Here is an 11,667-nt window from a genome sequence, read left to right as displayed (position 1 = left end):
CTTACGCCATGATAAAAATCATAAGCATACAAACAGATACTGCCACATTAGTTATTTATGATTTGATGTCATTAAAGCATAGAATTAATGATGATGCAGATTGGTGGAGTCTTCCAGAAGATGAAGTTGAAGAAATAAATAAAGGGAATGTATTATTTCTAAATCTTGGAGATGATGGTGTCTATAAAGTTCATATTAAAAATGATGTTGATAAATATACCGGGTCACTATTTTTAAACGTACCTTCTGGAAAGGTTTTCATTGGGGCGGGAGAAGATGTCACGGGCGGAGATCTTGAGCCTGATGACTCAGATGTTATATCAGGTGAGTTTATTACTTTAAAACCTGATAGTTACAATGTTAAATATAAAAAGCATGGTTCAGACGTTCTAATTTCCTTTGCAAAAGCAACGTGTACTGAAAACTCATTAGAAGAGGGAGTTTATCTCTGAATGAAAATCCACGCCCTGGCGTGGATTTTTTCATCCAAAAAAATGTTAAATAATTAGTTCACCACGTAGCCATTTTTAACATTATTCTTTTTTCCTTCTGCACGCATCTTGCTTGCTTTTTTCGCGCCTTGCTCTCGATAAGCTGTCGGTCTCCGACTTTACCCGCGACGAACTTCACCGGGAGACCAGCCGCACCCAGGGGTTGCTGACCACCCGCAGCGAGTACGACCGCCTCGGCCGCCTGCATCGCCGGGACGTCTTCACCGGCAACGCTCAGCGCCCGTCGCCGCGTCGCTGGTCCCGCCGCTGGGATTACGACTACCGCAATAACCTGGTGCGGGAAGAGCGGGACGATAACCCGTTCAGCTGGTACCGCTGGCAGTACGACAGCGCCGGACGTCTGCTCGTTCAGGACGGTACGCTGCCCGGACAGGAGCAGTGGCGCTGGGATGCTGCCGGTAACCCGCTCGAAGGCTCTGCTGAGAAGGTCACGCACAACCGCCTGACGCAGCTGAACGGCATTCGCTGGCGCTATGACATTCACGGCCGCACCGTGGAGAAGGATAACGGCCAGACCCGCTGGCACTATCGCTACGACGGTGAACATCGCCTGACGGAGGTTATCAGCCAGCCGCGGGACCGCAATAAACCGCAGACGCAGGTGAGCTTCCGCTACGACCCGCTCGGACGCCGCAACAGCAAAACGCGCCGCCAGATGCTGGGCGGACAGCCAGTCGGCAAGCCGGTCACCACCCGGTTTGTCTGGGAAGGGTTCCGCCTGCTGCAGGAAGTGCACGGGGATGTGCCGCTGACCTACGTCTACAGCGACCAGGACAGCTACGACCCGCTGGCACGTATTGACGGCGTGGATGCGCCGGAGATTTTCTGGTTCCACTGCCAGCCCAACGGTACGCCGGAGCGGATGACGGATATCGAGGGGCAGGTGCGCTGGGAAGGGGTGAACAGCGCCTGGGGCAAGCTGCTGCGGGAAAGCGAGACGCAGCGATCAGGATATTCTCAGAACCTGCGGATGCAGGGGCAATACCTGGACCGTGAGACAGGGCTGCACTACAATCTGTTCCGGTATTACGACCCGGACTGCGGAAGGTTTACGCAGCAGGACCCGATAGGTTTAAGTGGCGGTATAAATACTTACGTTTACGCCATTAATCCGCTGAATTGGGTTGATCCATTAGGATTGAAAGCGAAGTGTGCACCGACTCGAGCAAACGACCATAACCAGGCGGCATTTGGTAGGCAGTGGCAAGGAAGAGGAATTTATAAAGGCCGTGATTCCTGGTCAAACACAATGCTTAAAGAAGGCGATATTGTTTATGGTGGAGCGCCTGGGCAGTCAGGATTTTATTTCGACAAAGCCACTCTAGATGCTGCTAATGGTAGTCGACAAAAATTATGGGAAAGCTTACAAGTCCTACCTCATGAAAAATTTGGGTTTAGAAGTAAGATTCAGATGTATAGAGTCAAACGAGATGCTATTGCAGGTACGGGACAAGCTTTGTCACAAGATACTGGAATGTTTGGAAGCGGTGGCGGTACCCAATTCTTCCTTTCGAATTACAAAAAAGTTCTGGAACCTATTGGTCTTCCATTTGATATTGGGATATGAAAATGAATTTTGATGCAGTAACTGGTGTTCTTCAATTTAATAAAAGGGTGCTATTAGGACCAAGAGTTACTAAGGCAGAGTTGTTTTATAATACAAATGTAGGGTGGGAGGGGTGGCCTGAAAAAAAAGACAATAAAACAGTCTCATACAGAACTATCCTTAAAGGCGACCATGAGTTCGGAGATATATATCTCATAATTGATTTCTTGGTTACTAATGACCCAAATTCATTAATTCGCAGTTGGCGCTTCGCCCCAGAAAAATTATTGATGGGAAAACAGAATAAACCCGAAGGGAAAGTCACCCGATGTTTAAGGGAATGGTTCAAAGCTAAATCGGCTATTGTTCTTCCTGTATCAAGGGAGTGGGGACATGTTGATGCTGCTTATGACCCTCACAACCTAACTGGAACAATTGTCTGTCACTATTGCTTAGACCATCATGAGTTGTAAGTGGAGAACTGGTAAAATCATATGATTCAATTGAAGTCGCTTATATGGTTATGTCATAGCATTTCAATATAAATTAAACAGTTGCCATTCTAAATGAGGTTTCTCGAAGATGACGGTTCGATTAACGAATGGGTGCCAAAAACAATTGAATCCAAATCCGCACCAGTCACTTATTTGGGCTTTGATAAATTAGACTCCGGACGCGCAGTCAGGGAGGCATTCTAAATCAAAGGAGCAGATAAATTGAATCCACATGATCCTTTTGATAAATCATGGAGTGATGGGCGTCTTAGGGCTGAGTTTGATACGCTTCAATTATATGAAAATGGTGTTCAGCAAGTGCGTACTCCGAGAATGTTCGGCGATAGACCAGGAGCGCCACTTGAACCGTTTACTAAGGCATACCCTGAATATGGCCCAAGTAATGTTCAACAGTTTCATGCTGAAAATAGAGTTATTAATTTCGACAAGATTGATCTTCTACCCGAAGAACCATGATAAATTTACAATCTTATAATGAAGTATTAGATTTCCTGGATCTGTTTTTTCAAAAATATATTCTTGATTCTAATTGTCTACAGGATATGCAATCTATTTTAGATGGTTGTCGAAAAGAAAAAATGGTGGCTATGCGAGCTATAGACTCATGTTTTATGGAATATAGACGAAAGACTCAGGATTATAGAGTCCCTACTATTGAGGAACTGGAGGTATGGAAGCAGTTGTTCAATGTATGGCAATAAAATATTAAATCAACAATCGGCAAAGATTTTTGGTTTCCTGGTGGTAAGACGTCGGGAAGTATCCCTGATACCGTAATAGATCAAACACCTGTCGGTGATGCTTTGATTACACCAATTATAAATAGAACTATGAAAAATGAATGAAGTTATTTTTACAGGTTTTGGTGATGACATAATCAAAAGAGATGGTGAATATTTTGTCCGATATGATACCGGAACTATTGCTATGATTGAAAAGGAGTCAAAAATTACTCCGGAAGAGGCATTGAAAGCACAGAAAAGTGAAAATGATGCTTATGAGGTTATTATAGCCACTCAGACTAGAGAAGGAAAAAACAAGCCTTTCTTTTCATAAGAATAATATATTATTATAGTGCGTGGGAAGTTAATTAATTTAATATTAAATAATGCTCTTTCATTTAAACTTGAAACTTTTCTAGATTTTAATATTTGAAAAAAGTTATCGTTTTATTTAGTGCGGTAACTATTGTTATAGAGTTAATTTCTTTGTAACACTCAATGTTAACCCGCAGGTTTATAGTTATCAAGTAATTTGAGGTTTGACTATGATTGAAAATCTCATTTGTATTAAAGAAAATGACCTGCTTCAATGGGCATGTGGTGAAAGTAACATACTGGTTAGTATGCCATTTTTAGACTATGCAATGGTCGACTCGACACGCCAGTTAGTCTTTGCGTTAAGCGAGTCAAAGCCACTACCAACCGTTTTGACCATCTTCAATGCGCAGGGTGAAAAACTATTTTGGTCTGCGCCTCCTGAAGGCGCAGCTTTCTATTACTTAACTTTCAACCTGTCAAAGGAAGTGGTTGTGGTCTGCAGCTATGCGGAAAAGCAAAATGGCTGGCATGATTGGTTTTATTCCTGGGATATGAAGCGTAACGCGTTGTCTCTATTGGGCCCCGCGTATTAACATCAAAAGCGCCAAAAAATGATAACAATAACCGGTGGCAAAAGAGGGCTGCATAAGCAGTTTCAACAAGCGGTTTAAAACAGAGCTGAGAGGCAAAGGATGAGCACGGTTTACATTGTCATTTTAACCTATATCAAACCACTGGAAGAGATTGACGCAGCGATACCTGCTCATGTTGAGTGGCTAAAAAAGGGGTATTCTGAGGGGATATTTCTGGCATCGGGTAGACGGATCCCAAGAAACGGTGGGGTCATTCTCGCGAAATGTGAGAGTTTTGCCTCTCTTGAGGAGCGCTTACGTGAGGATCCTTTTCAGGTCTTAAAGCTTGCGACTGCTGAAATCATTCCTTTTGAACCCAGCATGAAAACAGAACTCTTAGACAGTGTGTTTTGACCCCGCAATAAAAAAATCCACGCCAAAGCGTGGATTTTTTTCATTCAAAGCAAATCAGACGTTAAACAGGAAGTTCATCACATCGCCATCTTTAACGATATAATCTTTCCCTTCCGCACGCATCTTGCCCGCTTCTTTCGCGCCTTGCTCACCCTTGTAGGTGATGAAGTCTTCAAACGCGATTGTCTGCGCACGAATAAAGCCTTTCTCAAAGTCGGTGTGGATCTTACCGGCCGCTTGAGGCGCAGTCGCACCCACAGGGATCGTCCACGCTCGCACTTCTTTCACGCCAGCGGTGAAGTAGGTCTGCAGGTTCAGCAGCTCATAGCCTGCGCGGATCACGCGGTTCAGGCCCGGCTCTTCGAGACCCAGCTCGGCCATGAACTCTTCACGGTCGGCGTCGTCCAGCTCGGCGATGTCGGATTCAACGGCAGCGCACACCGCCACAACCACAGAACCTTCAGCCGCTGCGATTTCACGCACTTTGTCGAGGTACGGGTTGTTCTCGAAACCGTCTTCGTTAACGTTGGCGATATACATGGTTGGCTTCAGGGTCAGGAAGCTCAGGTATTTGATTGCCGCTTTGTCTTCTTCAGTCAGGTTTTTCAGCGCGCGCAGCATGCCCGCGTTTTCCAGCTGTGGCAGACATTTTTCCAGCGCAGCCAGTTCCGCTTTCGCGTCCTTGTCGCCGCCTTTGGCTTTCTTCTGCACGCGGTGAATTGCGCGTTCGCAGGTGTCGAGATCAGAGAGCGCCAGCTCGGTGTTGATAACGTCGATGTCGTCAGCCGGATCTACTTTGTTGTTTACGTGGATAATGTTGTCGTTCTCGAAGCAGCGCACAACGTGACCGATCGCTTCGGTTTCACGAATATTGGTCAGGAACTGGTTACCCAGACCTTCACCTTTGGATGCGCCTTTTACCAGACCCGCGATATCCACGAATTCCATGGTGGTTGGCAGAATGCGCTGCGGCTTCACGATTTCCGCGAGCTGGTCCAGACGCGGGTCCGGCATTGGTACAACACCGGTGTTAGGTTCGATGGTACAGAACGGGAAGTTCGCCGCTTCGATACCCGCTTTGGTAAGCGCGTTAAACAGGGTGGATTTGCCCACGTTTGGCAGACCGACGATACCGCATTTGAATCCCATTTCTAAATCACCTTAATATCTTGATAATCAATCCGTTAACGATAACCGATTGATGAAAAGTAAATAACTACGCCTATTATACACGTAACCCGCATGACGCGCGGTAAAAAAGCCGGATCGGGCGGATTATTGCGCTTTGAAAGCGTGTAAGCGGTTTGTCGCTTTGGTTAACCCATCTTTCAGCCAGATTTCAGTGCAGCGAGCCGCTTCGTCTACCGCCTCGTCAATCAGTTTCTGCTCAGAAACCGGGGGTTTACCGAGTACGAAACCAACAACTTTGTTTTTATCGCCCGGATGACCGATTCCCACGCGCAAACGGTGGAAATTAGGGTTATTGCCCAGCTTGCTGATAATATCTTTTAGACCGTTGTGGCCGCCATGCCCGCCGCCCAGTTTGAATTTTGCCACACCAGGCGGGAGATCCAGCTCATCGTGCGCCACCAGAATTTCATCCGGGTTGATACGATAAAACGTTGCCATCGCCGCCACGGCTTTACCGCTCAGGTTCATAAAGGTGGTTGGCACCAGCAGACGAACATCAGCGCCAGCAAGGTTGATACGTGAGGTATAGCCAAAGAATTTAGGTTCTTCACGCAGAGGAGCACGTAACCGCTCGGCCAGGAGATCGACGTACCATGCCCCGGCATTATGGCGTGTTGCCGCATACTCTGCGCCTGGGTTGGCGAGGCCGACAATCAGTTTAATCGTCACGATTCAATTCCTAATGGGTTCCAGATCTGGCGCGTAGTTTACTGTCTGACGAGCCGCTTGACAAAATTCTGCGATCTTCACAGCGGAATACGAATAATTTCTTATTTGAACAATTAGAATTTCAAGCTGTTCAACGTCTTATTTGTAAACTTTTGTTTGGACGTTATCGGTAATTGTGATCATTCACGCAACTCATAAAAGGGGCGTTGTCTATACTTTACACACAAGGATTAGGGGCTTTTCCCCTGACAACCCAAAGTTCCGGAGGTGACACATGAAACGCAAAAACGCTTCGTTATTCGGTAACGTGCTGATGGGGTTGGGACTGTTCGTGATGGTAGCCGGCGTGGGTTATTCAATTTTAAACCAACTGCCGCAGCTTGATCTCCCGCAATACTTCGCGCATGGCGCTATATTGAGCATCTTCATTGGTGCGGTATTGTGGCTGGCAGGGGCTCGCATGAGCGGTCGTGAGGAAGTGTGTGACAAATACTGGTGGGTGCGCCACTACGACAAGCGCTGTCGTCGCGACCAGCACAAGCACAGTTAGTGCGACGATAAAGAACACCGAAACGGCTCCCGAGGGAGTCGTTTTTTTTGCACGGCCAAGAAGCAGGAACCGCATATGATGAAGGGAATATGGATGGTGCCTGCCGTGCTTGCATCGCTCCAGCAGGCCACCCGGGTGATGATGCAGAGACGTTATTCTGCATCAGGCCACTCACAGATCCGCTAATGCGGCTTCACGGTTAGGGTAGAAGGAGAGTCGGCCAGGGATTGGCTGCACGCCCGCGCGCGCCATGGTGCGTAGAGGCTGGAATTCCAGGTTACTCACGCGCAGCTCACAGCCTTCCGGCAGACGTTTCACAAAGCGCTGGAAGGCATCCAGGCCACCGGCATCCAGCACTGGAACGGCATCCCATTTCAGCACCACAATCCGTTTCCCCGCGATGCGGGATTCGAGATCGCTGAACAGCCCCTCCGCGGCGGCAAAGAACAGCGGGCCAATCACGCGCAGAACCAGCACATCGTCAGGCACTTCGACGTTCACCGGGGAAAGACGCGTCATCTGCGCAATACGACGCATAAACAGCAGGGACGCCAGCACAATCCCGACGCTGATGGCAATGACCATATCAAACAGCACGGTCAGCGACATACAAAGCAGCATCACGATAATGTCGTCTTTCGGGGCACGGCGGAGCAGGTTCACCACCTTATGCGCCTCACTCATGTTCCAGGCTACCATCAGCAGCAGAGCTGCCATGGCTGAAAGCGGTAGCCAGGAGAGCAACGGAGCAAGGATAAGCAGGGCGAGGATCACCAGCACGGAGTGGATCACTGCCGAAATGGGGGATGTTGCCCCGGCACGCACGTTTGCCGCGGAGCGTGCGATGGCTGCCGTTGCAGTAATGCCGCCAAAGAACGGTGCGATAAGGTTACCCAGACCCTGACCAACCAGCTCGCTGTTGGCTTTATGCTTCGTTCCCGTCATGCCGTCCAGTACCACCGCACAGAGCAGAGATTCAATGGCCCCCAGCATTGCCATTGAGAAGGCCGCGGGAAGGAGGGCGCGCAGGGAATCCCAGCTTAGCGTGAAGCTGGAACCGGGCATATCCCACGGCAACACCAGCTGCGGTAACAGCTGCGGAATACCGCTTCCCTGTGAACCGTCCGCCAGAACATAGTGGAACTGCGAGCCGATAGTAGCGACATGGCCACCGAACATATTGACGATGGCCATTACCGCGCAGCCCAGCAGCAGTGCGGGCAGATGGCCAGGGAGACGAATGCCCAGACGAGGCCACACAATCAGCGTACCCAGCGTCACAATCCCGATGGCGGCGTCGCCCAGGTTGGCGGTCGGCAGCGCCATAAATAGCGCACCGACTTTTTGCAGATAGTGTTCAGGTACGTGAGCCATCTGCAGACCCAGGAAGTCCTTGATCTGCATGGTTCCGATGGTGATACCAATCCCGGAGGTGAACCCCAGCGTCACGGAAAGAGGGATGTATTCAATCAACCTGCCAAAACGAGCCAGACCAAACAAAATCAAAAAGACGCCGGACATCAGGGTGGCAACCAGCAGGCCTGCCAGGCCAAACTGCTGGGAAACCGGGTAGAGGATCACCACAAAGGCAGCGGTCGGTCCAGAGACGCTAAAGCGTGAACCACCGGTCAGGGCAATAACGATCCCGGCAACGGCCGAAGTATAAAGGCCATACTGCGGTGCAACGCCGCTGCCAATCGCCAGCGCCATTGCCAGCGGAATGGCGATAATGCCGACGGTGATCCCGGCTATCAGGTCACGTATAAATCGTGACGAGGTGTATTTCTCTTTCCAGCAAGCGTCGATGAGGGCGCGAAAGGGCAGAACATGTGAGGAGGTTACGTTTTTCACAATTATCTATCTTCCAGATGCGCATCATCTGTCATGTGAATGGCAGGTGAAGGAGGCATTGATCATACAAATAAATATTAAAGACAAAAAAACCCGCCGCAGCGGGTTTTTTGGCCGTGCTCGATTAGTGTTCGAACATAGCTGAGATGGATTCTTCGTTGCTGATACGACGAATCGCTTCGGCCAGCATCCCGGACAGGGTCAAAGTACGCACGTTTGGCAGCGCTTTGATTTCGTCACTCAGTGGGATGGTATCGCACACCACAACTTCGTCAATGACGGAGTTACGGAGGTTGTTTACCGCGTTACCGGAGAAGATCGGGTGAGTTGCGTAAGCGAATACGCGCTTGGCACCACGTTCTTTCAGTGCTTCTGCAGCTTTACACAGCGTACCGCCGGTATCGATCATGTCGTCAACCAACACGCAGTCACGGCCAGCTACGTCACCGATGATATGCATCACCTGAGAAACGTTAGCGCGCGGACGACGTTTGTCGATGATCGCCATATCGGTATCGTTCAACAGCTTCGCGATAGCACGAGCACGTACCACGCCACCGATGTCCGGAGAAACCACAATTGGGTTGTCCAGGTTCAGTTGCAGCATGTCTTCCAGCAGAATTGGGCTGCCGAATACGTTATCTACCGGGACGTCGAAGAAGCCCTGGATCTGCTCTGCGTGCAGGTCAACGGTCAGTACGCGGTCAACGCCGACGCTGGACAGGAAGTCAGCAACAACTTTGGCGGTGATAGGTACACGTGCAGAACGAACACGACGGTCCTGACGGGCATAGCCGAAGTAAGGGATTACAGCAGTGATACGGCCTGCTGAAGCGCGACGCAGCGCGTCGACCATAACAACCAGTTCCATCAGGTTGTCATTTGTTGGAGCACAGGTGGACTGGATGATGAAAATATCACCACCGCGTACATTTTCGTTAATTTGTACGCTGACTTCGCCGTCGCTAAAGCGACCTACGGCGGCGTCGCCGAGGGAAGTGTACAGGCGGTTGGCAATACGTTGTGCTAGTTCCGGGGTGGCGTTACCAGCAAAAAGCTTCATATCAGGCACGAGAAGAACCTCAGGCATGCGTCCAGTGGTGGATAGCGTTCGCCGCAAACTGTGCGGGCCAGGCGAATACTACCCAGGCGGTGTATTAAAGAGCGCGATGCAACGTCTGGAACAGGGTGACGTTGTCACCGAAACTCAGTCTGCGCCAGAATGGCCTGCTGTAGGGGAGAGGTGTTCATCCCACGCGCTACAAAACCATGCAGCCAAACCGGCGCTTGCTCAAGCACCTGACGAGCGGCGGATTCGGTGTCAAATTCAGCAAAGACACAGGCCCCTGTACCAGTCAGGCGCGACGGCGCGTATTCTAACAGCCAGGAAAGCACCGCATCAACCTCGCGAAAACGTTTTCTTGCGATATCCTCGCAATCGTTGCTGAATTCACAATTTAATAACGTTTCTATTGACCGAACCGGAGTATCTCTTTTCAGGTCAGGATCTTTAAAGATGACCGGGGTCGGAATGCTCACGCCGGGATGGGCAACGAGATACCATTTTTCCGGCGGCTCGACCGGAGAGAGGATCTCACCTACACCTTCGGCAAATGCCGCATGACCACGAATAAATACCGGTACATCCGCGCCCAGCGTCAATCCTAAGGCTGCCAGTTCGTCCGTCGACAGCCCACAACCCCAGAGATGGTTCAGAGCAACCAGCACGGTTGCGGCATTGGATGAGCCCCCACCGAGACCGCCACCCATTGGCAGACGTTTCTCAATGCGGATATTTGCGCCGCTTCCTGTCGGTAGTCGTCCGGAGTCAGTTGCCGCTTTCATCAGCAGGCGCGCCGCGCGGACAATCAGGTTATCCTCATGCGCAACACCTTCGACAGGCGTCAGCAGGCAAACCTGCCCGTCCTGACGCAGCTCAATCGAGATCGTGTCACCATAGTCAATAAACTGAAACAGCGTCTGCAGGGTGTGATAGCCATCAGCACGCTGGCCGGTGATGTATAAAAACAGGTTTAGTTTTGCCGGAGAGGGCCAGTGGGTCATCATTTAACGATCCAGTTGTCCATTTTCAGCTTGATACGCTGGCTGCCCTGGGTCAGTTCCATATTCGATGGCAGAGAAGGTTTACTGTTGCTGTCATAGGCGCTGTACACCACTTTCCAGGTTTTGCCATTCTGCGCGTAATTCACCTGGCTTAGACGGTACTGATCGTCAAGCTGGTAGTCGGTGGCATCCCCCGGCAGGCCAAGGATCCACTGGCGCAGGCTGTTGAGCGGAATAGGCATTCCCGTCAGCTTACCAATCATCTCTTCGGCATCTGTCGCGGTGTAATGCTGGCCTTTGTTATCGGTGATCTGCGCTTCGCCCGTTTTCGCGATAAGCTCCAGTTCGGTGCTGCCCAGCGGGTTCAGCAGCAGCAGACGGTAGTTGTCCTGGCCTGTTTGCTGCCAGAAGAAACGCGCATAAACCTTTTGTTCGTCAGAGAGATACGCGAAAGCGCCGCGAGTCTGATACTGGCTCAAATTACGGACGTCCTGCTGGTGTTGACGCCACTGCGGAGAATCAGGGCTTTTGCCTGGGCCTTTTGGTTGGGTGACAGTACAGGCGGTCAGAACCAGTGCGGCCAGCGGCAGCAGGCGAATCAGTCGGGTCATAATGAGGACAAATCCTTGAGATACGTTGCAGTTATAACTGTTAATGCTAGCGTTGAAGGGCCCCACCGTCTACGTTCAAATTATCTCAAAGCGCGATGTAACCTATTACTCCGAAAGGGTGCAGTCTCTTTT

13 protein-coding genes and 2 pseudogenes are annotated in these 11,667 nt (G+C 50.1%); 9 read left to right on the top strand and 6 right to left on the bottom strand.

The features are described from left to right. Positions 1-8 precede the first annotated feature (8 nt). From ACLHV9_RS13685 to ACLHV9_RS13655, 7 genes and pseudogenes are all read left to right on the top strand, one after another. Positions 9-452: a DUF6386 family protein gene (locus ACLHV9_RS13685; RefSeq protein WP_108089615.1), complete on the top strand. Its 444-nt coding sequence runs from the start codon at positions 9-11 to the stop codon at positions 450-452. Between the two features lie 127 nt (positions 453-579). Further along, positions 580-2,079, top strand: a pseudogene (locus tag ACLHV9_RS13680) (RHS repeat domain-containing protein); the annotation flags it as partial. 2 nt (positions 2,080-2,081) lie between these two features. Continuing rightward, positions 2,082-2,531, top strand: a complete 450-nt coding sequence (locus ACLHV9_RS13675) for a hypothetical protein (RefSeq protein WP_407220662.1) — start codon at positions 2,082-2,084, stop codon at positions 2,529-2,531. Between the two features lie 243 nt (positions 2,532-2,774). After that, entirely contained in the window at positions 2,775-3,029 is a 255-nt protein-coding gene (locus ACLHV9_RS13670; RefSeq protein WP_407220661.1) for a hypothetical protein, read from the top strand. Positions 3,030-3,410: 381 nt separating this feature from the next. After that, positions 3,411-3,629: a hypothetical protein gene (locus tag ACLHV9_RS13665; RefSeq protein WP_407220660.1), complete on the top strand. Its 219-nt coding sequence runs from the start codon at positions 3,411-3,413 to the stop codon at positions 3,627-3,629. Positions 3,630-3,840: 211 nt separating this feature from the next. After that, positions 3,841-4,206, top strand: a complete 366-nt coding sequence (locus ACLHV9_RS13660) for a hypothetical protein (protein ID WP_028018739.1) — start codon at positions 3,841-3,843, stop codon at positions 4,204-4,206. A 99-nt stretch (positions 4,207-4,305) separates the two neighbouring features. Then, complete coding sequence (locus ACLHV9_RS13655; RefSeq protein ID WP_028018740.1) at positions 4,306-4,599, top strand: YciI family protein; 294 nt, start codon at positions 4,306-4,308, stop codon at positions 4,597-4,599. 54 nt (positions 4,600-4,653) lie between these two features. Here ACLHV9_RS13655 and ychF read toward each other — a convergent pair whose 3' ends face one another. Next, positions 4,654-5,748 (bottom strand): redox-regulated ATPase YchF, encoded by a 1,095-nt coding sequence (ychF, locus tag ACLHV9_RS13650; RefSeq protein WP_010432886.1) that lies wholly within the window; start codon positions 5,746-5,748, stop codon positions 4,654-4,656. Between the two features lie 126 nt (positions 5,749-5,874). Continuing rightward, positions 5,875-6,459 (bottom strand): aminoacyl-tRNA hydrolase, encoded by a 585-nt coding sequence (gene pth / locus ACLHV9_RS13645; protein WP_023336005.1) that lies wholly within the window; start codon positions 6,457-6,459, stop codon positions 5,875-5,877. Positions 6,460-6,733: 274 nt separating this feature from the next. Between pth and ychH the strand changes: the two genes are divergently transcribed. Together ychH and ACLHV9_RS13635 are read left to right on the top strand one after the other, a co-directional pair. After that, positions 6,734-7,009 (top strand): stress-induced protein YchH, encoded by a 276-nt coding sequence (ychH, locus tag ACLHV9_RS13640; protein ID WP_028018741.1) that lies wholly within the window; start codon positions 6,734-6,736, stop codon positions 7,007-7,009. Between the two features lie 45 nt (positions 7,010-7,054). Beyond that, a pseudogene (locus ACLHV9_RS13635) lies at positions 7,055-7,195 on the top strand (MerR family transcriptional regulator); the annotation flags it as partial. Here the strand turns inward: ACLHV9_RS13635 and dauA are convergent. The 4 genes from dauA to lolB form a co-directional block, all read right to left on the bottom strand. Further along, positions 7,181-8,860, bottom strand: coding sequence for a C4-dicarboxylic acid transporter DauA (gene dauA, locus ACLHV9_RS13630; RefSeq protein ID WP_407220657.1), 1,680 nt, complete (start codon positions 8,858-8,860; stop codon positions 7,181-7,183). The pseudogene ACLHV9_RS13635 and the gene dauA overlap by 15 nt on opposite strands. 124 nt (positions 8,861-8,984) lie before the next feature. Then, positions 8,985-9,932: a ribose-phosphate diphosphokinase gene (prs, locus tag ACLHV9_RS13625; protein ID WP_003856663.1), complete on the bottom strand. Its 948-nt coding sequence runs from the start codon at positions 9,930-9,932 to the stop codon at positions 8,985-8,987. Positions 9,933-10,057: 125 nt separating this feature from the next. Continuing rightward, positions 10,058-10,927 (bottom strand): 4-(cytidine 5'-diphospho)-2-C-methyl-D-erythritol kinase, encoded by an 870-nt coding sequence (gene ispE, locus ACLHV9_RS13620; RefSeq protein ID WP_407220656.1) that lies wholly within the window; start codon positions 10,925-10,927, stop codon positions 10,058-10,060. Continuing rightward, entirely contained in the window at positions 10,924-11,535 is a 612-nt protein-coding gene (gene lolB, locus ACLHV9_RS13615; RefSeq protein ID WP_407220655.1) for a lipoprotein insertase outer membrane protein LolB, read from the bottom strand. The genes ispE and lolB overlap by 4 nt, the downstream gene beginning before the upstream one ends. Between the last annotated feature and the right edge of the window lie 132 nt (positions 11,536-11,667).

The sequence above is a fragment of the Enterobacter sp. CPE_E890 genome (assembly GCF_046521475.1).
GTDB classification, from domain to species: domain Bacteria; phylum Pseudomonadota; class Gammaproteobacteria; order Enterobacterales; family Enterobacteriaceae; genus Enterobacter; species Enterobacter adelaidei.
This window is presented reverse-complemented; position numbering and strand designations above follow the sequence as displayed.

Bases quoted from the DNA above. Each gene is read 5' to 3' on its own strand.
- ACLHV9_RS13685 (WP_108089615.1), top strand. From the start codon at position 9: ATGATAAAAATCATAAGCATACAAACAGATACTGCCACATTAGTTATT.
- ACLHV9_RS13675 (WP_407220662.1), top strand. From the start codon at position 2,082: ATGAATTTTGATGCAGTAACTGGTGTTCTTCAATTTAATAAAAGGGTG.
- ACLHV9_RS13665 (WP_407220660.1), top strand. From the start codon at position 3,411: ATGAATGAAGTTATTTTTACAGGTTTTGGTGATGACATAATCAAAAGA.
- ACLHV9_RS13660 (WP_028018739.1), top strand. From the start codon at position 3,841: ATGATTGAAAATCTCATTTGTATTAAAGAAAATGACCTGCTTCAATGG.
- ACLHV9_RS13655 (WP_028018740.1), top strand. From the start codon at position 4,306: ATGAGCACGGTTTACATTGTCATTTTAACCTATATCAAACCACTGGAA.
- ychF (WP_010432886.1), bottom strand. From the start codon at position 5,748: ATGGGATTCAAATGCGGTATCGTCGGTCTGCCAAACGTGGGCAAATCC.
- ychH (WP_028018741.1), top strand. From the start codon at position 6,734: ATGAAACGCAAAAACGCTTCGTTATTCGGTAACGTGCTGATGGGGTTG.
- ispE (WP_407220656.1), bottom strand. From the start codon at position 10,927: ATGATGACCCACTGGCCCTCTCCGGCAAAACTAAACCTGTTTTTATAC.
- lolB (WP_407220655.1), bottom strand. From the start codon at position 11,535: ATGACCCGACTGATTCGCCTGCTGCCGCTGGCCGCACTGGTTCTGACC.